Annotated in this window: 15 protein-coding genes and 1 pseudogene; 15 read left to right on the top strand and 1 reads right to left on the bottom strand. The window is 74.5% G+C overall.

From position 1 onward, the window contains the following. The 8 genes and pseudogenes from UK12_RS05075 to UK12_RS05040 all read left to right on the top strand — a co-directional run. Positions 1–527 (top strand): annotated as a pseudogene (locus UK12_RS05075) (hypothetical protein); the annotation flags it as partial. 359 nt (positions 528–886) lie between these two features. Next, the gene (locus UK12_RS05070; RefSeq protein WP_156178538.1) at positions 887–2278 is read left to right on the top strand and encodes an MFS transporter; all 1392 of its coding nucleotides are present in this window, start codon (positions 887–889) and stop codon (positions 2276–2278) included. Between the two features lie 86 nt (positions 2279–2364). Continuing rightward, positions 2365–3795, top strand: coding sequence for a non-ribosomal peptide synthetase (locus UK12_RS05065; protein WP_156178537.1), 1431 nt, complete (start codon positions 2365–2367; stop codon positions 3793–3795). Positions 3796–4023: 228 nt separating this feature from the next. After that, positions 4024–7254: a non-ribosomal peptide synthetase gene (locus UK12_RS05060; protein WP_045299931.1), complete on the top strand. Its 3231-nt coding sequence runs from the start codon at positions 4024–4026 to the stop codon at positions 7252–7254. A 181-nt stretch (positions 7255–7435) separates the two neighbouring features. Continuing rightward, a complete protein-coding gene (locus tag UK12_RS05055) occupies positions 7436–8608 on the top strand; it encodes an acyl-CoA dehydrogenase family protein (RefSeq protein ID WP_045299929.1) in 1173 nt (390 codons plus the stop codon). Positions 8609–8679: 71 nt separating this feature from the next. Then, positions 8680–10569, top strand: a complete 1890-nt coding sequence (locus UK12_RS05050; protein ID WP_045299927.1) for a non-ribosomal peptide synthetase — start codon at positions 8680–8682, stop codon at positions 10567–10569. Between the two features lie 59 nt (positions 10570–10628). Further along, a complete protein-coding gene (locus UK12_RS05045) occupies positions 10629–12485 on the top strand; it encodes a non-ribosomal peptide synthetase (RefSeq protein WP_045299925.1) in 1857 nt (618 codons plus the stop codon). After that, the gene (locus UK12_RS05040) at positions 12482–15343 is read left to right on the top strand and encodes a condensation domain-containing protein (protein WP_045299923.1); all 2862 of its coding nucleotides are present in this window, start codon (positions 12482–12484) and stop codon (positions 15341–15343) included. Before UK12_RS05045 ends, UK12_RS05040 begins: the two co-directional genes overlap by 4 nt. 33 nt (positions 15344–15376) lie before the next feature. Here the strand turns inward: UK12_RS05040 and UK12_RS36315 are convergent, their stop codons facing one another. Further along, positions 15377–16216, bottom strand: a complete 840-nt coding sequence (locus UK12_RS36315) for a polysaccharide lyase family 7 protein (RefSeq protein ID WP_052681550.1) — start codon at positions 16214–16216, stop codon at positions 15377–15379. Between the two features lie 365 nt (positions 16217–16581). Here UK12_RS36315 and UK12_RS05030 point away from each other — a divergent pair, with 365 nt between their 5' ends. The 7 genes from UK12_RS05030 to UK12_RS05000 all read left to right on the top strand — a co-directional run bounded on the left by UK12_RS05030 (position 16582) and on the right by UK12_RS05000 (position 24218). Further along, on the top strand, positions 16582–17370 hold the full coding sequence (locus UK12_RS05030) for a crotonase/enoyl-CoA hydratase family protein (RefSeq protein ID WP_045299921.1): 789 nt from the start codon (positions 16582–16584) through the stop codon (positions 17368–17370). A 320-nt stretch (positions 17371–17690) separates the two neighbouring features. Continuing rightward, positions 17691–19385 carry an enoyl-CoA hydratase-related protein gene (locus UK12_RS05025; RefSeq protein ID WP_045299919.1) on the top strand — a complete coding sequence of 565 codons (1695 nt, stop codon included), beginning with the start codon at positions 17691–17693 and terminating at the stop codon, positions 19383–19385. Positions 19386–19525: 140 nt separating this feature from the next. Next, positions 19526–20584, top strand: a complete 1059-nt coding sequence (locus UK12_RS05020; RefSeq protein ID WP_045299917.1) for a hydrogenase expression protein HypE — start codon at positions 19526–19528, stop codon at positions 20582–20584. 76 nt (positions 20585–20660) lie between these two features. Continuing rightward, complete coding sequence (locus tag UK12_RS05015; RefSeq protein WP_045299915.1) at positions 20661–22472, top strand: nickel-dependent hydrogenase large subunit; 1812 nt, start codon at positions 20661–20663, stop codon at positions 22470–22472. Beyond that, positions 22469–22945, top strand: coding sequence for a hypothetical protein (locus UK12_RS05010; RefSeq protein WP_045299913.1), 477 nt, complete (start codon positions 22469–22471; stop codon positions 22943–22945). Before UK12_RS05015 ends, UK12_RS05010 begins: the two co-directional genes overlap by 4 nt. Then, positions 22942–23589 carry a DUF5947 family protein gene (locus tag UK12_RS05005; protein ID WP_045299911.1) on the top strand — a complete coding sequence of 216 codons (648 nt, stop codon included), beginning with the start codon at positions 22942–22944 and terminating at the stop codon, positions 23587–23589. Before UK12_RS05010 ends, UK12_RS05005 begins: the two co-directional genes overlap by 4 nt. Continuing rightward, positions 23586–24218 carry a DUF6084 family protein gene (locus UK12_RS05000; RefSeq protein WP_045299909.1) on the top strand — a complete coding sequence of 211 codons (633 nt, stop codon included), beginning with the start codon at positions 23586–23588 and terminating at the stop codon, positions 24216–24218. Before UK12_RS05005 ends, UK12_RS05000 begins: the two co-directional genes overlap by 4 nt. The last annotated feature ends 21 nt before the right edge of the window (positions 24219–24239 follow it).

Here is a 24239-nt window from a genome sequence, read left to right as displayed (position 1 = left end):
GCATGGGCACCGTCGGCCCTTCGGGCTCCGGTTCCACCGTCTCCCAGCACCCGCAGCGCAGGGTCGACAGCAGCATGTCCGCCAACTCCTCCGGCCGGCTGACCGCTTCGCAGCAGGCCCTGCTCGGCTATCTGCGGGCCCATCGGAACGGCTCCCCCTACCTGTTCGCCGCCTCCAGCTGGGGCAGCGCCTCGCCGTTCATCCTCGCCACGGGGGAGGAGGTCCTGCCGATGGGCGGCTTCACCGGCCTGGCCCCGTGGCCGACCGTGGCGGAGTTCCGGCACCTGGTGGACGTCGGGGAGGTGCACTACGTCCTGCTCGGCACCAGCCGGACTCCGGGGTCCGTCCCCGGCGGCGCGGCCGGTACCGCGGCGGCGCAGATCCGGTCGTGGGTCCAGTCCGACTGTGCCGAGGTACCCGCCGCGGAGTACGGTGGCGCCGCCCGGACGGCCGCGTCGGATGTCCCTTCGCTCGACGACGACTTCGCCACCCAGCAGCGGCTCTACTCCTGCGCTCCAACGCGCTGACCACCCCGCGGCGTTGACTGCCCGGGACGGCCGTCCGGACCCACCGGAACAGGTGGTTATCACACCACCTCCACAAAGAGATGAACAATCAACAATAGTTCGCTCAATCCGGCCATATCTGATAGCAGCTGTCCGGTGGACGGTCACCGGTTGTCCGGATAGCGGACTTCGGCATGGACACGATCCGGACAGCCGCAGAACCGTCCGGACCATTGCTTCTCGTCGGCCGGGTCATCTCGCCACCCCGTCGCGCCCGATCGCCGTCCCGTACGGCGGACGGCGCGCGGCCGGGCGGGGAGAAGTCCGGATTCGTTCCAGCAAGTTGCCCTTAATGGCACTTTTCGTCGACAGTCGCACAGGTGAACGCTTTTCAGCGCCTCTTGGCAGGCGAGGCCCTGCGCCACCGTGACTTCCGGTTCCTGCTGTCCGGGGCCGCTGCGAGCCAACTCGGCAGCCAGGTAACCCTGGTGGCCCTGCCGCTGGCCGCCGTGCTGGTCCTGGACGCCTCGCCGTTGCAGGTCGGGCTGCTCACCGCAGCCGAGACCGCGGCCTTCCTGCTGGTGGGCCTGCCCGCGGGCGCCTGGGTGGACCGGATGCGCAAGCTGCCGGTCCTGATCCGCGCCGACGTGGTGCGCTGCCTGGCCGTCGGCTCGGTGCCGGTGGCCGCCGCCGCCCACCTGCTGACGATGGTTCAGCTCTATCTGGTGGCCCTGGTCACCGGAGTGGCGACGGTGTTCTTCGACGTCGCGCACCAGTCCTTCCTGCCGCAGCTCCTGCCCCACCGGCAGCTGGTCGAGGGCAACGGCGCGCTGGAGACCGTCCGTTCCACGGCCCAGGTGGCCGGCCCCGGACTCGGCGGCGGGCTGGTCCAACTGCTCGGCGCGCCACTGGCCATCGTGGCCGACGCGATCGGCTATCTGACCTCGGCCCTGCTGCTGCTGGGGATCCGCACGCGCGAGCCCCGGCCCGAACCGGCGCCGGGCCGCTCGCTCCGGGCGGACATCGCCGAGGGGGTCTCGTTCGTCCTGCGCCACCCGCTGCTGCGGACGATCGCCGTCACCACCTCGACCTCCAACTTCTTCGCCGCCCTGCTGGTCGCCGTGCAGACCGTCTTCTGGGTCAGGGTGCTCGCCCTCTCCCCCGGCGCCATCGGCCTGCTGCTGTCCGTCTCGGCGATCGGCGGCCTGGCCGGGGCACTCTGCGCCGGGCCGCTGGCCCAGCGGTTCGGCCAGGCCAGGCTGATCTGGCTGTCACTGACGGTCAGTTCACCGTTCGCGGTGCTCTGGCCGCTGTCCGGTGGCGGCGCGGGCGCGGCGGTGTTCGGCGCCGGTTCGGCCGTGGTGCTGTTCAGTGCCGTGGTCTACAACGTCGCCCAAGTGAGCTTCCGTCAGAGCATCTGCCCGCCCGCTCTGCTGGGCCGGATGAACGCCACCATGCGGTTCCTGGTCTGGGGCACCATGCCGCTGGGCGCGCTGGCCGGCGGCGCCATCGCCGCCGCGGCCGGGCCCAGGGCCGCGCTCTGGGTGTGCGCGGCGGGGTTCCTCACCGTACCGCTGCCGCTGCTGCTGTCGCCGCTGCGGCGGATGCGGGACCTCCCGACCGCCGATCACGCCGGCACCGAGACCGACACCGAGGCCGACACCGAGGCCGGCCAAGACGGGGTCAAGCCGGCGCAAAGCCGCGACGAGCGCACCGCAGGACCGGCCCCAGAGCCGGCCGGGGAACCGGCTCCCGCGCCTCCCGCCCGCTGAACCGACGCCTCCCGCGTCGAACCGAGCGCCCCGCAGCCACCACTGCGGGCGCCCCACACGCCACGAGCCGAAGCGGAGATCCACCCGTGCCCGCCAGCCGCACCACCGCCAACCCCGCTGCCGCCAACCCCGCTGCCGCCGGCCGTACCGCCGCCGGCCGCAGCACCGCCAACCTGACCACCGCCTATCTCACCCGCTACCGCTCCGCCGTAGCCTCGTCCACCGATCCGGCCGGGCCGGCGGTGCTCCCGGTCACCGGCGCCCAGCGCCGATTCCTGCTCGCGCGCCGGCTCGATCCGCAGGGCCGCCCCGACGTCGTACCGCTGTTCTTCGCCTTCCCGCGCGGCACCGTCGACCCGGCCCGCCTGCACCGCGCCGCACTCCGGATCGCGGCCCGCCACCCGGCGCTGCGCGGGACCTTCACGACGCTGCGCGGCACACCCGTGTTACGGCTCGGTCAGCCGTCGGCCGAGGTGCGCGAGGTACCGGTGCCGCCCGGCGGTACCGCCGACGAGGCGCTGCGCCGCGCACTGCTCGGCTGGCCGGCCGAGGGACCCGCGCTGCGGCTGCTGCTGGCCCACGATGCCGAGCACGACGAGGAGTTACTCGCGGTCGCCCTGGACCACGCGGCCTGTGACGAGCAGTCACTCGGCATCGTCACCGCCGGTCTCACCCTGGCCTACCGCGAGGATGCCCCGGACGCCTTGGGCGACCCCGGTCCACAGGCGCTTGAGGAGGCCGCCGCGGCCTACCGCGAGGCGGTCGAGCTCCAGCTCGCCGCCGAGGCCGCGGCCGCCTCGCCGGCCGCCCACGCCCACTGGGCCGCCAGGCTCTCCGGCCTCACCGGCGCACCCGGCACCGAACCGGGCACCGTCGGCGGTGAACACCCGACCGACCCGACGACCGACCCGACGACCACTCAACTGACCGACCCGGCGGCCGGTCAGGGCACCGGAATGCTGAGCCGCCGGCTGTCGCCCGCCGCCGAGGGCGCGGGGCGCCGGATCGCGTTCCCGGCCCTGCTGGACGCCGTGACCTCGGCCGCACACCGGCTGTTCGGATCGCAGCGGGCGCTCGCACTCGGCTACCCGTGGGGCGGCCGGCCGGCCGCCGCGCCGCAGGTCCTGGGCTGCTTCCTCAACACGCTGGTACACCCGGCCACGCCCGGCCCGGCCACGCCGGACGAGCTGAGCGCCGCCTGGTGGGACGACCTCGACCATGCCGACATGCCGTTCGACGAGGTGGTCCACGCCGCGCGCTCGGCCGGGGCACAGTGGACCGGGACGCTGGACGGCCTGCTCACCTTCGAGGACCTGCACCGCCGCCCGCCCCTGGTGCTCGGCGGTACCGAAGGCCGGGAGACCCACCTGGCCGGCCGCCCGATCGCGGCCCCGTTCGCAGTCTCCGCCTCGCACGGCGAGGACCTCCTGATCCGCCTCGCCTGGGACCGCACCCACTTCACGGACGCGGCAGCCCACACCGCCTTCGACACCCTGCTCCACACCCTCCGTAGCTGAAAAGGGTGCTCCGCAGGGGGCGCGGGGAGCTGCGCGACAAGCCCCGCACCTCCCCGTCACCTTCCACGAACCCGAACTCGCACCATCCCGGGGGCCCGGGGAGCCGCAGGAGAAACCTGCACCACCGTACGTGGCCAGTCACACAGTTCCCCGCGCCCCTTGGGTGCTCCGCGCACCCCCGTCCCGCCACAAACGACCCGTCCCGCCACAAGCGAAAGGGAACCGTTCATGTTCGCTCTCTCCTCCTCGCAGGAGATCGTCTGGCTGCACGAGCAGATGCTGCCCGGCAGTCGCGCCTACAACTTCACCGCGGCACTCGACCTCTGGGGCCCGCTGGACGAGGCCGCCCTGCGGGTCGGACTGGCCGCCGTGATCTCCCACCACCCGGGCCTGCGGCTGGAGTTGGTGCCGCAGCCCGGCGCGCTCCCGGACCAGCGGGTGCGGGAGCAGGCCGAGCCGCGCCTGCGCACCAGCGACCTGTCCGGTGAGGTTGATCCGGAGGGTGCGTTCCGGGAGCTGCTGGCCGCCGAGGCCGAGGAGCCGCTCGACACCGAGCGGGCCCCGCTGCTGCGCTGGCACCTGGTCAGGCTCGGTGAGCAGCACCACCGGCTGATCCACGTCGAGCACCACCTGATCCACGACGGGCACTCGTTCGCCGTCCTGCTGCGCGACCTGTTCACCGCCTACCGCGCGCACACGCTCGGCGAGCGGGCCGAACTCCCGTCCACCCGCTCCTACGAGGAGCACGTGCGGATGGACACCGACGGCAGCCGGGCCCAGGCCAGGGAGCACAGTCTGGCGTACTGGCAGCAGGAGTTGCGGGACGCGCCCTTCGACCTGGCGCTGCCCGGTCTCAGGCGCCCGGGTGCGGTCCGCCGCCACCGGGGCGGCCAGCTGCGCCAGTCGATCGGGGCCGACCTCGCCGAGCGGGTGCGCGAACGCAGCCGTAAGGACGGCCACACCCCGTTCAGCACGCTGCTCACGCTGTTCGCGGAGCTGCTGCGCCGCCACAGCGGCCACCACGAGCTGGTGGTGGGCACGGCGGTGGGCAACCGGCCGGTGGGCTTCGAGGGCACCGTCGGCATGTTCGTCAACACCGTGCCGCTGCGGCTGCGGCTCGACCCAGCCGCCCCCGGTATCGAGACGGTGGACGAGGTCACCGACACCCTGCTGCGGGCACTGCCCCACCAGGACGTCCCGGTCCAGGAGTTGACCCGCTCGCTGGGTCTGCACACCGGCGGTGCGGACAACCCGCTGTTCGACGTGATGTTCAGCGCCCATGACGCCGCGCTGCCCGAGGTCGAGGCGCCCGGCCTGGAGATCTCGCTGTACGAGGGGTTCAACACCGGCACCACCCGGTTCGATCTGGACCTGGTGCTTTTGCCCGACGACCGCCGGGTGGTCGGGCAGCGGCACGGCGCCGCCGGGATGACCCTGGTCTGGGACTACGACGCCGACCTGTTCGGCGAGCCGGTGGCGCGGCTGCTGGCCGAGCGCCTGCTGGAGCTGCTCCGCGCCTACCTGGACGCCCCGCAGACCCCGCTGGCCGCCCTGGCCGCACCGGCCGCCGCCCCGGCGGACACCGCCACAGCCGACACCACCGCGGCCGACACCGTCCCGGCAGCGGACGGCGCACGGGCAGCGGACAGCGTCCCGGTGGCGGCCTCTCCCGCCCTGCTCGACCCGGCCGCCGCTCAGGACCCGTCCCGGATCGCGGTGATCGCCGGTGCCGAGCGGCTGACCTTCGGCGACCTCGACCGCCGGGTCGGCGAGCTGGTCGAGCGGCTGCGCGCGGCCGGGGTGACGGCCGGTCAGCCGGTGGCCGCGCTGCTTCCCCGGGGCGTGGACAGCGTGGTCGCCCTGCTGGCCTGTCTGCGCTCCGGCGCGGTGTACGCGCCGCTCTCCCCGGAGGATCCGGCCGCCCGCCTCGGCCTGCTGCTGGAGCGGCTGGAGCCCGCGCTGGTGCTGGCGACCCGGCAGAGCGCGCTCGCGCTGCCCGCCGCGGCCCGCACGCCCGCCCTGCTGGACGGCCCCGCGTTCCCGAAGGCCGAGCCGGCGGCGGTGCTCGACGGCGCGGCGTACCTCATCCACACCTCCGGGTCGACCGGTGTGCCCAAGCCGGTGCTGGTGGGCCGGGACGCGCTGGCCGGCTACGTCGGTGCGCTGGCCCGGCGGTACGGGCTGAGCGCCGAGGACCGGGTGCTGCTGTTCGCCCGGCCGTCCTTCGACGTGGCGCTGGAGGAGGTGCTGCCCTCGCTGGCCGCCGGGGCCTGCCTGGTGCTGCCGCAGCGCGAGGTGCCGACCGCTCCCGAACTGGTCGCGGTACTGGCCGCGCGCGCGGTCACCGTGGCCAATCTGCCGACCAGTTACTTCCTGGCGGTGCGCGATGAGTTGCGCGAGGCGCTGCGGGACGGCCGCTGGTCGCCGCGGCTGGTCGTGCTGGGCGGCGAGCGGCTGCCCGCCCGTGCGCTGCGCGGCCTGGCGCAGGACACGGCCGCGACCGTGCTGAACGCGTACGGCGTCACCGAGGCGACCGTCACCTCCACCGTGCACGAGGTCACCGAGGCCGACCTGGCCGCTCCCGCCGACGGCTCCGAGGCCGACGGCTCCGAGCAGGCCGCGGAGGCGGAGATCCCGCTCGGCGTCGAGCTGCCCGGGGTGCGGGTGCACGTCCTGGACAGCGGGCTGCACCCGCTGCCGGCCGGAACGATCGGCGAACTCGCCATCGGCGGCGCGATGCTGGCGGACGGGTACCTCGGCCGGGACGAGGTCACCGCCGCCCGGTTCGTCACGCCCGCCGCCCTGGGCGGTGAGCGGGTCTACCTCACCGGCGACCGCGGCTACCGCGACCTGGACGGCCGGCTGTGGTTCCTCGGCCGCCAGGACAACCAGGTCAAACTGCGCGGTTTCCGGATCGAGCTGGAGGAGATCGAGGCCGCCGCCTCCGCCGAACTCGGCGGCCGGTCCTGCGCGGTGGTCCTCGACCGGGACGCCTCCGCCGGTCCCCGGCTGGTCGGCTTCCTGGAGGGCACCGAGCAGCCCGACCAGGCCGCGCTGCACGCCGCGCTGGCCGCGCGGCTGCCCGGGGCGCTCGTCCCCGGCACCTGGGTCGCCCTGGAGCGGATGCCGAGCCTGCCCGGCGGCAAGCCCGACCGCACCGCGCTGGTCCGCGCACTGGCCGAACTCCCCGAGCCCGGCGACGAGTCCGCCGAGGGCGCCGCGGCCGTGTTCACCGACCCCGCGCAGGCGCTGGTCGCCGGGGCGTGGCGGGAGGTGCTGGGCCACGACCGGTTCGGGCCCGACTCGCACTTCTTCGAGATCGGCGGGCACTCCCTGCTCGCCGCCCAGCTCGCCGCCTGCCTGGAGCCGCACCTCGGCCACCGTCCGCCGCTGCGCACCCTGTTCCAGCACCCCGTGCTGGCCGACCAGGCCCGCGCCCTGACCGGCGGCCGCCCGTGAACGCCGTCGGCCGGCCCCTCGTCCACCGGACTCCGGGACCTGCCCGGAGGGCGGTCGTGAGCACCACCCCTCGACCGGGTGCCGGCCGCGTCCGCGACCCGCTGCCCGCCGACCGGCCGGGGCGGCACCCGACCCCGGCCACCGCTTCCCCCCTCCCCCTGGACCCGACCGGAGGCCAGCTGTGAACTCCACCCCCTCCGCCGTCCTCGAGGACGACCACCGCGAACTGGTCGCGGCCTTCGAGAGCTTCGTCGGCCGCGAGCTGGTGCCGCTGGCGGCCGAGCTGCCCGAGACCGCCGACCAGCCGCCCGCCGACCTGCGGTCGTACGTCCGCAAGCGCTCGGCCGCGCTGGGCTTCTACGCCGGCGACTACCCGGAGGAGCTCGGCGGCTCCGGGATGCCGTTCACGGCCGTGGTGCTGCTGCATCACGCCGCCGGTCGCAGCGGCTGCACCCTGGCCCCGTACGCGCTGGCCGGCTCCGACGGGCCCAGCCCGCTGCTCCGCCAGGGCACGCCCGAGCAGGTCGAGCGGTACCTGGCACCGCTGGTGCGGGGCGAGGCGGCGCGCTGTCTGGCGCTGACCGAGCCGCAGGCCGGTTCCGACGCCTTCCGGCTGACCACCACGGCGCGCCGGGACGGCGACGGCTGGGTCATCAGCGGCCGCAAGACCTTCGTGAGCAACGCCGACCGCGCCGACTTCGCCCTGGTGGTCACCGCGACCGACCTGGGCGACGGTCCCACCGGCGGCGCGACCGCGTTCGTGCTGCCGATGGACCAGCCGGGCCTGCGGATCGGCCAGCGCTACGAGGGCATGTCCGGCGAGCCGCTGTTCGAGCTGATGCTGGAGCAGGTCCGGGTGCCGATGGACGCCGTGATCGGCGGTGCGGAGGGCGTCGGGGCCGCGATGGCACTGGCCATGGACAGCCTCTCGCGCGGACGTCTGGTGGTCGCCGCCATGTCCAACGGTGTCGCCGAGTACGCGCTGCGCCTCGGGGTGGAGTACGCCCGGGAGCGGGAGGCGTTCGGCGAGCGGATCGGGACCTACCAGCACGTCCAGGAGCACCTGGTGCGCAGCCGGGCCGAGGTGGAGGCGTCCAAGCTGCTCACCCTGGCCTGCGCCCGGCTGGTCGATGCCGGTACCGAGGCGCCGGAGAACGCGGCGCTCGCCAAGCTGACCGCCTCCGAGACGGCCGTGCGGGTGGTGGACCGCTCGCTGCAGGTGCACGGGGCGACCGGCTGGGTGCGCGGGCATCCGCTGGAGTTCCTGTACCGGTACGTCCGGATGATGACGATCATCGAGGGGACCTCCGAGGTCCAGAAGGTGATCGTCGCCAGGGCCATGGGCCTGGGCTAGCGGCCCCTCCCCGACCACCGCCATCGCTCATCAGCGCTCTTCACCGCTCATCACCGCTCGGAGACGAGAACATGACCGATCCCCAGTCCGCTCTCAGCATTGCGTACGGCCGGCCGCACGAGGACGCCGCCGTACTGGACCGCTACCTCGACTGGGTGCGCCGCACCCCCGACGCTCCCGCACTGATCGACGGTGAGCGCAGCTGGAGTTACGCCGAACTCGACCGGCTGGCCGGGTCTGTGGCCGACGGCCTGCGCGGCCGGGTGCGCCCCGGCGACCTGGTGGGCGTCTGCCTGGACCACTCGGTGGCGCTGGTCGCCGTCGCGGTGGCGGTGGCCCGGCTGGGCGCCGTCTACCTGCCGCTCGGCCCGCGCCCCGGCGGGCGGCGGCTCCAGGCCGTGGCGCAGAACCTGCGCCTGGGCTGCCTGATCGGCGACCCGGCCCTGCTGCCGCCCTCCCACCGGAGCACCGAGCAGCCGGGCACCGAACAGCCGGGCACCGTGGAGCAGTTGACGCTGCCGCTGCCGGCCGAGGGCTCGAACGCCGCCGCCACCGTGGTCGCGGCCTTCGCCCCGGCCGCCCCGGGTGCGGTGGGTGCACCCGCCGGTACGTACTACTCGGTGCTGACCTCCGGGTCGACCGGCCTCCCGAAGGCGGTGGCCGTGGGCGAGGACTCGCTCGGCGCGCTGCTGCACTGGTACCGCGACCTGACCGGCCTGGGCCCGGGCGACCGGCACAGCCTGATGATCGGCGTCGCCTTCGACCCGCACCTGATGGAGCTGTGGGCGGGCCTCACCTCCGGCGCCGCGCTGAGCGTGGCCCCGGACGAGGTGCGTTGGGACCCGGGCGCGCTCACCGACTGGTGGCACCGGGCCCGGATCACGGTGAGCGTACTGCCGACCCCGCTGGCCGAGCCCGCGCTCGACCTGCCGTGGCGACCTGATCTGACGCTCCGTCACATCACCGTCGGCGGCGACCGGCTGCGCAGGTACCCCGGACCGGACGTCACCGCCCACCTGCACAACGCCTACGGTCCGGCCGAGGCGACGGTGGCGACCACGGTGCACACCATGGCACCCGGCGCAGCCCCGGACGGCGCGGACGCTCCGCCGATCGGCCGCCCGCTGCCGGGGGCCGTCGTCGCCGTCACCGACGAGGACGGGCGCCCGGTGCCCCGCGGGGTCTCCGGCGAACTGCGCATCGGCGGGCGCTGCCTGGCGCTCGGCTACCTCGACGAGGAGCTCACCGCCCGGCGGTTCGTCGCCGCGCCGGAGCACGGCGCACCCGAGGGCCGCGCCGGGATCGACCGGGTGTACCGCACCGGCGACCGGGTGCTGATGCGACCCGACGGCGTGCTGGAGTTCCTGGGGCGGCTGGACGACCAGGTGAAGGTCAGCGGGGTGCGGATCGAGCCCGCCGAGGTCGAGGCGGCCTTCGAGCGCGATCCGCGGGTCCGCCGCGCCGCCGTGGCCGCGCGGCGCAACGCGGCGGGCGGGGTGCAGCTGGTGGCCTTCGTCCAGGCGGCCGCCGGGCACGCCCCGACCTCGGGGGCCGACCTGCTGCCGCAGGTCCGCGCCTGGCTGCCCGAGCAGGCCGTCCCCACGCTGGTCCGGCTGGTCGACACCTTCCCGCTGGACGCCAACGGCAAGGTGGACCGGGCCGCACTGCTGGCGGCCGAGGCGCCCGGACCGGCCGACGGACCGGCGGACGACGGCGCCTCGCCGACCGAGCGCACCGTGCTGCGGCTCTGCCGCGACCTGCTCGGCCGGCCCGAACTCGGCCCGCTCGACAACTTCACCGACGCGGGCGGCAACTCCCTCGCCGCCGCCCGTCTGCTGGCGGCACTGGAGCAGGAGTTCGGCGTGCGGCTGCGCGCCCCGCAGCTGCTCCGCCAGCCCGATCTGCGCCGACTCGCGGAGCTGGTCGAGGCCCGCCGACCGGACGCCGTCGCCGCCTCCTGACTCCATGCCGCACCAGGGCGCCCCGGCCGTACGCCGGGGCGCCCGGAAGGGAACCCGCCATGACCTCCCCCGTCTTCGTCGAACCCGCACCCGACCGCGCCACCGGCGCCGGTCTACCCGGCGGCGTGCCCGGCCTGATCGCCCGGTACGCCGAACGGCACCCGCACGCGCTGGCCGTGTCCGACGGCACCGTCTCGCTGACGTACCGTCAACTCATAGCCGCGGCAGCCCGACTCGGCTCCGAGCTCGGCGCTCGCGGGATCGGCCCCGGCAGCGCCGTCGGGCTGCTCTCCGCCCGCTCCGCCCGCCTGGTCGTCGCCCAGCTCGCGGTGTGGTGGGCGGGCGCCCATGCGGTGCCGCTCGACCCCGCCTATCCGCGCCCCCGTACCGCCGCGATGCTGGAGGACGCCGGGGTACGCCTCACCCTCGGCGACAAGACCCTGCTGGCCGCCGCGGGGCTGCCGGACGACCGGACGCTGGCCCTGGACCCGGACGGCGTCGAACCGGGCGACGGCACCGCCCCGGGCGCACCGCACCCCGCCGTCGACGGGCCCCGGGCGACCGCCCTGGTGATGTACACCTCCGGCTCCACCGGCCGCCCCAAGGGCGTCGAGATCCCGCACCACGCGATCACCGGCCTGGCGACGGCCCCGGACGGGATCGCGCTGAGCCCCGTCGACCGGGTGCTGTTCCACTCCTCCACCAGCTTCGACGCCTCGACCTTCGAGATCTGGGCGCCGCTGGCGCACGGCGCCGCCGTGATGGTCTCCCCCGCCGAGCGGCCGACCCCCGAGGAACTGGCCCGGGACGTGGAGCGGTTCGGCGTCACCACGGCCTTTCTGACCACCGCGCTCTTCCACCACCTGGCCGCCCGGCAGTCGCGGCTCTTCGGCGTGCTGCGGACCCTGGTCGTGGGCGGCGAGGCGCTGTCGGCGCAGCACGCCGAGTCCGTCCTGCGGGCCTTCCCCTGGCTCACGCTGGTGAACGCCTACGGGCCGACCGAGGCCACCACCTTCACCACCCTGCACCGGGTGCGGGCCGCCGACTGCACCGGGCCGGTGCCGATCGGACGCCCGTACGGCGGCGCGAGCACGGCCGTACTGGACGAGCAGCTGTCCCCCGTACCCCACGGCACCCAGGGCGAGTTGTGGATCGGCGGCAGCCGGCTCGCGCTCGGCTACCTCGGCCGGCCCGAGCTGACGGCGGACCGGTTCCGGGAGATCCCCGGCCACGGCCGGATGTACCGCAGCGGCGACCTGGTGTCCGCCCGCCCCGACGGCACCCTGGACTTCCACGGGCGGGCCGACGACCAGGTCAAGGTCCGCGGCTTCCGGATCGAGCCCGGCGAGGTCGAGCACGCGCTGCGCCTGCACCCCGAGGTCGCGCAGGCGGCCGTGGTGGTGCAGCACGCCGGGCAGGAGGACGCCGCCCTCGCCGCCCACGTCGTCCCCGCCGAGGGTCACCGGCCGGCCGCCGAGACCCTGCGCACCCACCTGGCGGACCGGCTGCCCGCCCATCTCGTCCCCACCGTCTGGGCCGTCCTGGACGCCCTGCCGCTCACCGGCTCCGGCAAGGTCGACCGCCGCGCCCTGGCCGGGACCGGCTCCACCGCTCCGGCTGCCGCCCCGCAGGCCGCGCCACTCGCCCTGACGCCGCTCGAGCAGGCCGTCGCCGACGCCTGGTCGCGCTCGCTCGGCCGGGCCGTCGAGCGGCCGGACGCCGACTTCCTGGCCGAGGGCGGACACTCCCTGATGGCCATGTGGGTGGTCGACGACCTGCGCGAGGACCTGGGCGTGGAACTGTCGCTGGCCGACTTCTTCGCCCACCCCACCGTCGCCGCCCAGGCCGACCTGGTCGAACAGGCCCTGCTGGCCGCCCACGGCAGCGCCGACGCACCCGCGGGGGGCTCCCGATGAACCGCACCGACCCGGCCCTGCCCCAGGCGGACCTGCTGCGGCTGGCCCGGCAGCGGGCGGCCGGTGCCCGTCCCGAGGCCATTCCCCGGAGCGCCGAGCAGGGCCGGGCCCCGCTGTCGCACGCCCAGCAGCGGATGTGGCTGATGGACCGCCTCGGCCAGGGCGGCGCCCGCTACAACGTGCCGGTGGCCACCCGGCTTCGCGGCCCGCTCGACCTCGGGGCGCTCGCCGACGCGCTCACCGCGCTGACCGGCCGCCACCCGGTGCTGCGCACCCGCTACGGCCGGCTCGGCGACGAGCCCTACCAGGAGCCGTTGCCCCTGGCACCGGTCCCCGTCCCGGTGGTGACCGCCGCTCCGGACCGGGCCGCCGCCCTGCTGCGCGCCGAGGCGGCCCGCCCCTTCGACCTGGCCACCGGTCCGGTGCTGCGCGCCCTGGCCCTGCGCCACGCCTCGGACGACCACACCGTCCTGCTGACCCTGCACCACATCGCGGTCGACGGCGGCTCGCTGCCCCTGGTGGCCGCCGAACTCGCGACGCGCTACGCGGCGGCCCTCGACCGCAGGCCCGCCGAGCTGCCCGAACCGCCGCTCCAGTACGCCGACTTCGCGCGCTGGGAGCGCTCCCGCGAGGCCGGTCTTGCCGCCGAGGTCGACGCCTGGGCCGACCGTCTGGCCGGCGCCCGGCCGGTACCGCTCCCCCGCCGCTCGCCCGCCGGGCCGCGGACCCGGGCCGCCGCACTGCACACCGAGCCGCTGCCCGCCGAGACCCTGGCCGGGCTGCGGCGGCTCGGCCGCGACCACGGCGCCACCCTGTTCGCGGTGGTGCTGGCCGCGGCGTTCGCCACCCTGCACCGGGCCACCGGCGAGGCCGACCTCACCCTGGGCTGTGTGAGCGGCCACCGCTCCCGCCCCGAACTGCGCCGCCTGGTGGGCCTGTGCGTCAACACCCTGCCGATCCGGGCGGATCTGGCCGGGGATCCGAGCTTCGCCGAGCTGCTCGGCCGGGTCGGCGGTGCGCTGCTCACCGCGCAGGAGCACCACCAGGTCCCGTTCGACCTGGTGGTCGAGCGCCTGGGCGCGGCCGCCCGGGACTCGGACGGCACCGCGCTGCTCTCGGTCACCTGCGACGTGGTCGGCCGGCCGGACCCGCTGCGGCTGCCCGGTCTGGTGGCCGAGGCCGTCGAAGTCGACCTCGGGCTGGCCAAGTTCGACCTGGGCCTGTTCGTCGAGGACGGCCCGCAGCCGCGCTGCCTGGTGCAGTACGACACCGACGCGCTCGGTGAGCCGGCCGCCCGGCAGCTGCTCGCGGGGTTCGGCGCCCTGCTGCGGGCGGTGGCGGAGGACGGCGGCCGACGGCTCGGGCAGCTGCCCGGGGAGCCGTTCCCGGCGGAGCCGGACCGGGCCCACCCGGCCGAGGCCGCGCTGCTCGCCGACCCCGCGGTGGCCGACGCCCTGGTCGTCGAGCGCGAGGGGCTGCCGCCGCTGGCGTACGCGGTGGTCCACGGCCCCGGTGCGCCGGGCGGCACCGAGCTGCGGATCCGGCTGCGCTCCGGCCTGCCCTCCGCACTCGTTCCGGCGGCGGTCACCCTGCTGGACGCGATGCCCCGGCTGGCCGACGGCGGGGTGGACCGTAGCCGCCTGCCGGGCGCCGCTCCTGAGACACCGCCGGCGAACGGTGCGCGGGTGGAGACCGTTCGGGCCGCCTTCGGCGAGCTGCTCGGCACCCGCCCGGAGCCCGACGCCGACTTCTTCGCGCTGGGCGGGCAGTCCCTGCTCGCGCTCCAGCTCGCCGAGCGGCTGCGCGGGCGGACCGGCCTGCCGCTGACCGGCCTCGACATCCTGGAGCAGCGCACCCCGCGCGCGGTAGCGGTCCTGCTCGACACCCGGGAGGCCGACCGGCGGGCGGCGGCACTCCGGCAGCCGGGCCGGCCTGGGCGCGGCCCGGCGCGCGAGGGCACCGTCCTGCTCACCGGCGGGACGGGTGGCGTCGGCGCGGCCCTGCTCCAGGAGCTGCTGGCGCAGGGCCGCCCGGTGCGCGCGCTGGCCAGGCCCGAGTCCGCACACCTGGTGGCGCTGGACGGGGTGGAGGTGGCGGAGGGCGACCTCGCCGACCTCGACAGCCTGCGGGCGGCGGTGGCGGGCGTCGACACGGTGATCCACGCGGCCTGCACCTTCACCTCGCCCGAGGTGGACGTCGCCGCCATGCGCACCCTGGTGGACTCCTGGCGGCGCGGCAGCTTCGTCTTCGTCAGCAGCATCGACGCCTACGGCCGTCCGGCCGGTGTCGAGGTCGCGGAGGGCGCGCCGGCCGAACTGCCGGTCAGCGCCTACGGGCAGGGCAAGCTGGACTGCGAGCGGATCCTGCTGGAGGCCGCCGGTACGCAGGGCCGGGGCCCGGCTTCGGCGGTCCGCTCCCCGATCGTCTGGGGTCCGCACCGGCGGCTGCGCGACCAGCTCCGCTGGGGTTCGACCGGGGCGCTGTTCCAGGCCGCGCAGGCCGGGCAGCCGCTGGTGCTGCCCGACCCGGCGGCGTACGGCGACGCCTGGTACGGCGCGTCCTGGGTGCACTCCGCCGCGCTGGCCCGGGCGGTGCTCGGCTGCGCCGACGGCTCGGGACGCGCGGACGGCCGGGTGGTGAACGCCGTCTCCGGCCACCTCTCGTGGGCCGAACTCGCGGCCGAACTGGCGGCGTTGCTCGGCTCGGCGAGCACGGTCGAGCTGCGGGCGGACGCCGACCCGCAGGCCGACGCCGAGCTGCGGCGCCCCTGGCGCTACCGGGCGGACGCGCTGGCCGCCCTGCTCCGCCCGGAGCAGGGCGAGGACTGGCGCAGCGTGCTGGCCGCCATGGTGGGGTAGCCGGATAGCCCGTCGGCCCGCGCCGCCGACGGGCTATCCGATCGTGAGCCGGTTGAAGACCACCCGCCCGCCGTCGCCGTACGGCAGCGCCTCGACGGCCTGCTCGTAGTCGCCGGCCGCGAACTCGACCTGCGTTCCGCTGTACGCCGACGGCACGGGCACGGTCTTCCTGACCGTACTGCCCGTGCCGACGCGCGCGGTGAAGGTGAGGGTGCCGTTGCCGTTGTCGCTCAGCGTGTAGCTGAAGGCGGTGTCGAGCGGGACTCCGGTGACCAGCTTGTACACCGTGGACCGGTCGGACGCCTCCTTGACGGTGACCCGGATGACGCCGCCGTCGTAGTGCAGCATCACCAGCGGGACGGAGCTGTCGTCACCCGCCCCGTGTATCTGGCCGACGATCACGTCGTGGGTGGAACCGGGGACCTGGCCGACCCGGACACTCGCCCCGAGGGTCCGCTTCTTCTTCCCGACCGTCCAGCTGTCGCGCCCGACCAGCTCGGTGCGCGGGTGCAGCGAGGAGGTGGTGGTCGCACCGACCGACGGCGCCCAGAAGTTGAGGCTGCCGTCCGCCTCCCTCGTCAGGTAGGGGGAGTGGAGGGCGGCGGGGCGCAGGATCGCGGCGTGGTTGCCCGAAGTCCCGCCGGAGGCGTCGACCGGGAGGATCAGGTCCCAGCCGTCCAGCGGGACCGCTGCGGCCGCCCCGGCGGCGAGCCGGTCCGCCCGCCCGCCGTCCGGCTCACCGGCACGTGCCGAGGCGGCGGACACGGTGGTCACCGCGAGCGCGCCGGCCAGGGCGAGCGCTCCGGCCAGCCGGAACCTGCGGGAGGCACGGAGCGGGGCCGGGCGGTGGTCTGAAACGTGATCGGACGGCATCGGGTGTTCCCTTCGAGACGGAGGAGCTGTGGAGCCGGGTGCCCGACGGGAGCGGAGGGACGGGCGCAGCTGCCTGCCACGCCCCGCTCGCTCCGTCCGCCGAACACCTCGCCCGCACCACCACGGGACACTGCCCCGGGGTCGGCGGTCCCGATTGCCTACCCACCTCGACTGGCGCGAACACGTCACACTTCGCAGCCCACAGCCGGTGTCGACGGACACCGCGCCACCGGCAACCGCTCCACCGCCACCACCGCCGGCCCGCGCAGTCGCCCCCTGTTCCGGGCGCGGGCCGGACGGCATGATGGGCGCCCGTGGGCGGCGGTTGCCGTCCCGTCGTCTCCCCGAGGAGAGGAACACACCCGGTGGCAACCGAGTCCGAGGCGGTCAGGGTCGAACAGTCGGGTCGGGTCCGGACGGTGATCCTCGCCCGTCCTGCCGCACGCAACGCGGTGGACGGCGCCACCGCAGCCCAACTCACCTCGGCCTTCGAGGACTTCGAGGCCGATGACACCGCCTCGGTCGCGGTGCTGTGGGGTGAGGGCGGCACCTTCTGCGCCGGAGCGGACCTCAAGGCCATCGGGACCGACCGGTCCAACCGGCTCGACGCCGACGGCCCGGGGCCGATGGGACCGACCAGGCTGCGCCTCAGCAAGCCGGTGATCGCGGCCGTCGCCGGACACGCCGTCGCCGGGGGCCTCGAACTCGCCCTCTGGTGCGACCTGCGGGTCGCCGCGGAGGACGCCGTGTTCGGCGTGTTCTGCCGCCGCTGGGGCGTACCGCTGATCGACGGCGGCACCGTACGGCTCCCCCGGCTGATCGGCACCGGCCGCGCGATGGACCTCATCCTCACCGGCCGCCCGGTCGACGCCGCGGAGGCCCAGCTGATCGGTCTGGCCAACCGGGTGGTACCCGTCGGCCGGGAACGCGCCGCCGCCGAGGAACTGGCCGCCGAACTCGCCCGGTTCCCGCAGACCTGCCTCCGCCACGACCGGCTGTCCCTGCTCGAACAGGACGGACTCACCGAGGCCGAGGCCATCGCCAACGAATGGCGGCACGGCACCGTCTCACTCGCCGCCGACACCGCCGCCGGAGCCGCCCGCTTCACCGCCGGCGCCGGTCGCCACGGCACCTTCGACCGGCCTGGCGACTGACCGCACCGACGGCTCCGGACGCCGTCGCCGGGCCGCACCGCCGCCGGCGCGCCCTGTTCCACCCGCACGGCCTGGCCACGCGTACTGGTGGGCGGTGGCACCGTTCCACACGGCCGTGTTCGGCGGCGTGGCCCGGAACGTCGCCGGGCGGGCCTGCGAGTCCTGCTGTGGCCGGTCGGCGTCGTGCCACTGCCGGAGCCCGCCGGAGCCGCCGCGCGCGGACCCCCCGGCCGATCGGGTGACCTCGCCGCCGGGGCTCGGCCGCTGCCGGACCGCGGTGGTTCACGATCCGTAGCAGGTCGGGCGCCCCGGAGGTCGAGATGCGGATCCTGCTCGTTGCAAGCGCGTTCAACAGTCTGAGTCAACGGGTCTTCGCCGAGCTGCGCGAGCGCGGGCACTCGGTGAAGGTCCAACTGGGGCCGGGGGAGAACGAGTTGCGCGCAGCCGTCCGCAAGCACGCCCCGGACCTGCTGCTGGCGCCGATGCTGAAGTCCGTCATCCCCCGGGACGTCTGGTCCGCCCGCACCGCTCTGGTGGTCCACCCCGGCCCGCCCGGCGACCGGGGGCCGTCCGCACTGGACTGGGCGATCCACGAAGGCGCGGACCGCTGGGGGGTGACGGTGCTCCAGGCGGACGAGGTGATGGACGGCGGCCCGGTCTGGGCCAGTGCCGAGTGCCCGGTGCCGCCGGTGGCCAAGAGCGATCTGTACCGCAACGAGGTCGGCGACGCCGCGCTGGAGGCGGTGCTGCTCGCCGTGGAGCGGTTCACCTCGGGCGGCTACGTCCCGCTCCCGCAGAGCGGCCCGGCCTGGCAGGCCGCCGACCACACCCGGCCGTACTTCGACCAGACCCTGCGCCGGATCGACTGGTCCGCCGACCCGACCGCCGCCGTGCTGCGCAGCCTCCGGGCGGCGGGCTCGCAGCCCGGCGTGCTGGACGGGCTGCTCGGCGGCGAGTGGTATCTGCACGGCGGCCACCCCGAGGACCAACTGTGCGGCAAGCCGGGCGAGTTGCTGGCCACCCGGGCCGGTGCCGTCTGCCGGGCCACGGTGGACGGCGCGGTCTGGATCCCCGAACTGCGGGCGCGCCGACGGCCCGGCGGCCCGCCGACGTTCAAGCTGCCCGCCGTCCTGGCCCTCGGCGACCGGCTCCCCCGACTGCCCGAGGTCCCGGCCCCGTTGAGCCCGGCGCCCGGCCGCCGGACCTGGACCGACCTCGACTACCGCGAGGAAGGGCCGGTGGGCTTCCTGCGGTTCTCCTTCCCCGGCGGCGCGATGAGCACCTCGCACTGCCGCCGGCTGCTGGACGCCTACCGGTTCGCCTGCACCCGCCCCACCTCGGTCCTGGTCCTCGGCGGCGGACGGGACTTCTTCTCCAACGGCATCCACCTGAACGTGATCGAGGCCGCCGCCGACCCCGGGCAGGAGTCCTGGGAGAACATCCAGGCGATGAACGACCTGGTGGCGGCTCTGCTGACCACCACCGACCGCCTGGTGGTCGCCGCACTCGGCGGCAACGCGGCGGCGGGCGGCGCGATGCTGGCCCTGGCGGCGGACGAGGTCTGGTGCCGCGGCGGCGTGCTGCTCAACCCGCACTACCGCCTGATGGGGCTGCACGGTTCGGAGTACTGGACGTACACGCTGCCGCGCCGGGTCGGCGAGGCCGCCGCGCGCCGGCTCACCGAGCAGGCGCTGCCGGTGACCGCCAGGGCGGCCCAGCAGCTCGGGCTGGCGGACCGGGTGATCCCGTCCGCGCCGCAGGACTTCGGCGCGGAGGTGGGACGGCTCGCCGCGCTGCTGGCCCGCTCCGCGCGCCTGCAGGAGCGGATCGCGGCGAAGAAGGCCGTCCGGGAGCGCGACGAGGCGCTCCGGCCGCTGGCCGCGTACCGGACGGCGGAGCTGACGGAGATGCACCGGACCTTCTTCGACCCCGACGCGCCGTACCACGCACTTCGGTTCGCCTTCGTCCACAAGTGCCCGGCGCCGAGTCCCCCGCTCAGGACCGACCCGCGGTGAGCCGCCCGGACGGCCGCGCCGGGTGGCGCGGGCGGCCGTCACCGCTTCGGCCCACCCGGCGAACGCACCGACCGGTTGGGTGCTAGGAAGTCAATGGGTCCGTTATGCCGGGCTCATCCCGTTTCCGAGGAGGCATCCTCATGGGTGCTACAGCAACACCGGAGCGCACCGAGGCACCCCCGGTGCACATTCTGTGGATCAACGCGGGCCTCAGCTGCGACGGCGACTCCGTCTCGCTGACCGCGGCGATGCAGCCGAGCATCGAGGAGATCGTCACCGGCGCCCTGCCCGGTCTGCCGAAGATCGCGGTGCACTGGCCGCTGATCGACTTCGAGTGCGGCCCGGCCCAGGGCGCGGACACCTTCATCGAGTGGTTCTTCAAGGCGGAGCGCGGCGAGCTGGAACCGTTCGTGCTGGTCGTCGAGGGGTCCATCCCGAACGAGTCGATCAAGGAGGAGGGCTACTGGTGCGGCTTCGGCGACGACCCCGAGACCGGCCAGCCCATCACCACCAGCGAGTGGCTCGACCGCCTCGCCGCCAAGGCGACCGCCGTGGTCGCGATCGGCACCTGCGCCACCTACGGCGGCATCCACGCCATGGCCGGCAACCCGACCGGGGCGATGGGCGTGCCGGACTACCTCGGGTGGAACTGGAAGTCCAAGGCCGGGCTGCCGATCGTCTGCGTCCCCGGCTGCCCGATCCAGCCGGACAACTTCGCCGAGACGCTGACCTACCTGCTCTACCAGCTGACCGGCGCCGCACCGATGATCCCGCTGGACGACAAGCTGCGCCCGGCCTGGCTGTTCGGCGCGACCGTGCACGAGGGCTGCGACCGCGGCGGCTACTACGAGCAGGGCCAGTTCGCCACCGAGTACGGCTCGCCGGAGTGCCTGGTGAAGCTCGGCTGCTGGGGCCCGGTGGTCAAGTGCAACGTCCCCAAACGCGGCTGGATCAACGGTGTCGGCGGCTGTCCCAACGTGGGCGGCATCTGCATCGCCTGCACCATGCCCGGCTTCCCCGACAAGTTCATGCCGTTCATGGACGAGCCGCCCGGCAGCAAGGTGTCCGCCGCCGCCAGCGGCGCGTACGGCACGGTGATCCGCCGGCTGCGCGCGATCACCGCCGACACCGTGGACAAGGAACCGAGGTGGCGCCGCACCGGCCGCAAGATCGCGACCGGCTACCGGCCGCCCTGGTGACACCTGCGGCGCCGCATGCCCGACGCGTGCGGCGCCCTCCCCCGTTCCGGACCTGAAGAAGGGCACGACACAGACGATGGCACAGACGACGAGGGCAGCCGGCGACGGCAGCGGCCTGGTGGAGATGTCCTGGGACCCGATCACCCGGATCGTGGGCAGCCTGGGCATCCACACGAAGATCGACTTCAAGCAGAAGCGGGTCGCGGAGTGCTACAGCACCTCGTCTGTCTTCCGCGGGTACAGCGTCTTCATGCGCGGCAAGGACCCGCGCGACGCACACTTCATCACCAGCCGGATCTGCGGCATCTGCGGTGACAACCACGCGACCTGCTCGGTGTACACGCAGAACATGGCGTACGGGGTCAAGCCGCCGCACCTGGGTGAGTGGATCATCAACCTGGGCGAGTCCGCCGAGTACATGTTCGACCACAACATCTTCCAGGAGAACCTGGTCGGGGTCGACTACTGCGAGAAGATGGTCCGCGAGACCAACCCCGGCGTACTGGAACTCGCCGAGCGCACCGAGGCGCCGCACGCCGGCGACCACGGCTACAAGACCATCGCCGACATCATGCGCTCGCTCAACCCGATCGAGGGCGAGTTCTACCGCGAGGCGCTCCAGGTCAGCCGCTACACCCGGGAGATGTTCTGCCTGATGGAGGGCCGCCATGTGCACCCCTCCACGCTGTACGCCGGCGGCGTCGGCACGGTGGCCACCATCCAGTTGTTCACCGACTACCTGACCCGGCTGACCCGCTACGTCGAGTTCATGAAGCGCGTCGTCCCGCTCCACGACGACCTGTTCGACTTCTTCTACCAGGCGCTGCCCGGCTACGAGGAGGTCGGCCGGCGCCGGGTGCTGCTCGGCTGCTGGGGCGCCCTCAACGACCCCGACCACTGCGACTTCACCTACCGCAACATGACCGACTGGGGTCGGAAGATGTTCGTCACCCCGGGCATCATCGTGGACGGCAAACTGGTCACCAACGACCTCACCGAGATCAACCTCGGAATCCGGATCCTGCTCGGCAGCTCGTACTACCAGGACTGGGAGGGGCAGGAGCAGTTCGTCACCCACGACCCGCTGGGCAACCCGGTGGACCCCAGGCACCCGTGGAACCAGCACACCATCCCGGCACCGCAGAAGCGCGACTTCGACGACAAGTACAGCTGGGTGATGTCGCCGCGCTGGTTCGACGGCAAGGACTACCTGGCCCTGGACACCGGCGGCGGCCCGATCGCCCGGCTCTGGTCCACCGCGCTGTCCGGCCTGGTCGACATCGGCTACATCAAGGCCACCGGCCACAGCGTGCAGATCAACCTGCCGCGCACCATGACCAAGCCGGAGGTCACCTTCGAGTGGAAGATCCCGCAGTGGAGCAACGCCCTCGAACGCAACCGGGCGCGCACCTACTTCCAGGCCTACAGCGCCGCCGCCGCGCTGTACTTCACCGAGAAGGCCCTCGACGAGGTCCGCGCCGGACGCACCCAGACCTGGGAGAAGTTCGAGGTGCCGGACGAGAGCATCGGCTGCGGTTTCACCGAGGCCGTCCGCGGCGTGCTCTCGCACCACATGGTGATCCGGGACGGCAAGATCGCCAACTACCACCCCTACCCGCCGACCCCGTGGAACGCCAGCGTCCGCGACAGCTTCGGCACCCCGGGGCCGTACGAGGACGCGGTGCAGAACACCCCGATCTTCGAGGAGAACAGCCCCGAGAACTTCAAGGGCATCGACATCATGCGCGCGGTGCGCAGCTTCGACCCCTGTCTGCCCTGCGGGGTGCACATGTACGTGGGCGGCGGCCGCACCGTGCAGAAGATGCACGTCCCCACCGGTCTCAGCGGCATGAACGGCACGGGCGGCCTGAGCGGGCTCGGCGGATGAGCGCGGAGCAGACCGGGCTGCGGGTCCAGGAGACGCTGGACTCGCTGACCGACGCCGGGCAGGCCGAGGCCGGCGAGGCGCTGGTGCGCGAGCTGATGGCCTTCTACGACGCCGGGCTGGCCCGGCTGGTGGAGCTGCTGCCGCCCGGTGTCCTGACCCCGCTGCTGGACGACCAGTTGGTGGCCGGGCTGCTGGTCCTGCACGAGCTGCACCCCGAGGACGTCACCGCCCGGATCGCCCGGGCGCTGACCGACTCCCCGGTGGAGGTGGCCGGCTTCGACCCGGCCGAAGGGAAGTTGACGCTCCGTCAGGTCTCCACGGGCTGCGGCTGCGGCTCCGGGGCGGGCACCGCGAGCATCGAGAGCGCGCTCGCCTGCCACGCCCCGGAGGTGACTACGGTGGAGCTGGAGCGGCCCGCCCCGCCGCTGCTGCAGATCGGCACCCGGCCGGCCGCCGTGGCGGAGGTCCGGTGAGCACGCGTCCGATCGCCCGGCCGGGTGCGGCGCTGCTGCGCCGACTGCGCGAGCCCGCGCCGCCGCAGCCGGAGCGCTGCGGGTTCTGCGGCCTCCAACTGCCGCCCGGCCACCGGCACGTGGTGGACACCGAGGAGCGGCGGCTGGCCTGCACCTGTGCGGCCTGTGCCCTGCTGTTCCAGGCGCCCGGCGCCGCCGAGGGCCGCTACCGCAAGGTGCCGGACCGCTATCTCGTCGACCCCGCACACGAGTTGGACGAGTCCGCCTGGGAGGCCCTGCAGATCCCGGTCTCCACCGCCTTCTTCTTCCGTAACGCGGTACTGGACCGGCTGGTCGCGCTCTACCCCAGCCCGGCCGGCCCGGCGGAGAGTGAACTCGACCCGCAGACCTGGGAGTCCGTGCTCGGCCGCAGCAGACTCACCGCACTGCTGGAGCCCGACGTGGAGGCGCTGCTGCTGCGCCGCACGGCGGGCACCTTCCAGTGCTTCCTGGTGCCGATCGACGTCTGCTACGAGCTGGTCGGCCGGATGCGCCTGCACTGGCAGGGCTTCGACGGCGGAGCCGAGGCACGGGCCGAACTCGACGGCGTCTTCGCCCGGATCCGGGAACGCGCGCGGGTACCGGCCGAGGACGTGGCGTCATGACCGGGCTGGGCTTCAGCTGCCTCGGGGTGCGCGCCGATCCGTACGCGGCGGGCCCGACCCTGGTGTTCCGGCTGCGGATCACGGCCGAGCAGGGCGTCCGGGTGCACGCCCTGCTGCTCCACTGCCAGCTGCGGATCGAGCCCGCCCGCCGCCCGTACGGGCCCGGGGAGGAGCTGCGGCTGGGAGTGCTGTTCGGCGAGCGTGCGCGCTGGTCGAACTCGCTGAACCCGATCCAGCTAGCCCAGGTGTCGCTCACGGTGCCCGGTTTCACCGGGGAGGCCGAGGTGGACCTGATGGTGCCGTGCACCTACGACATGGACATCGCCGCCACCCGGTACTTCCAGGCGCTGGAGGACGGCGAGGCACCGGTCCTGCTGCTGTTCTCCGGCACCGCCTTCACCGGCCCCGGCGGCTTCCAGGTGGCGCCGGTGCCCTGGGACCAGGAGGCGTCCTGCCGGCTGCCGGTGGGGGTCTGGCAGGACATGATCGAGCAGCACTTCCCGGGCTGCGGCTGGGTCCGGCTGCCGCGCGACACCATGGACGCGCTGCTGGAGTTCCGCTCGCGCCACGGTCTGCCGTCCTGGGAGGCGACCGTACGGGCGCTGCTCGCGGGCACGGCAGCCCGCTGAGGCGACGCCGCGAGCCCTTCC

The organism is Saccharothrix sp. ST-888, from assembly GCF_000955975.1.
Lineage (GTDB): Bacteria > Actinomycetota > Actinomycetes > Streptomycetales > Streptomycetaceae > Kitasatospora.
This window is presented reverse-complemented; position numbering and strand designations above follow the sequence as displayed.

Coding starts and splice junctions, on each gene's coding strand:
- UK12_RS05060 (WP_045299931.1), top strand. CDS start 4,024: ATGTTCGCTCTCTCCTCCTCGCAGGAGATCGTCTGGCTGCACGAGCAG.
- UK12_RS05000 (WP_045299909.1), top strand. CDS start 23,586: ATGACCGGGCTGGGCTTCAGCTGCCTCGGGGTGCGCGCCGATCCGTAC.
- UK12_RS05015 (WP_045299915.1), top strand. CDS start 20,661: ATGGCACAGACGACGAGGGCAGCCGGCGACGGCAGCGGCCTGGTGGAG.
- UK12_RS05010 (WP_045299913.1), top strand. CDS start 22,469: ATGAGCGCGGAGCAGACCGGGCTGCGGGTCCAGGAGACGCTGGACTCG.
- UK12_RS05040 (WP_045299923.1), top strand. CDS start 12,482: ATGAACCGCACCGACCCGGCCCTGCCCCAGGCGGACCTGCTGCGGCTG.
- UK12_RS05045 (WP_045299925.1), top strand. CDS start 10,629: ATGACCTCCCCCGTCTTCGTCGAACCCGCACCCGACCGCGCCACCGGC.
- UK12_RS05025 (WP_045299919.1), top strand. CDS start 17,691: ATGCGGATCCTGCTCGTTGCAAGCGCGTTCAACAGTCTGAGTCAACGG.
- UK12_RS05020 (WP_045299917.1), top strand. CDS start 19,526: ATGGGTGCTACAGCAACACCGGAGCGCACCGAGGCACCCCCGGTGCAC.
- UK12_RS36315 (WP_052681550.1), bottom strand. CDS start 16,216: ATGCCGTCCGATCACGTTTCAGACCACCGCCCGGCCCCGCTCCGTGCC.
- UK12_RS05050 (WP_045299927.1), top strand. CDS start 8,680: ATGACCGATCCCCAGTCCGCTCTCAGCATTGCGTACGGCCGGCCGCAC.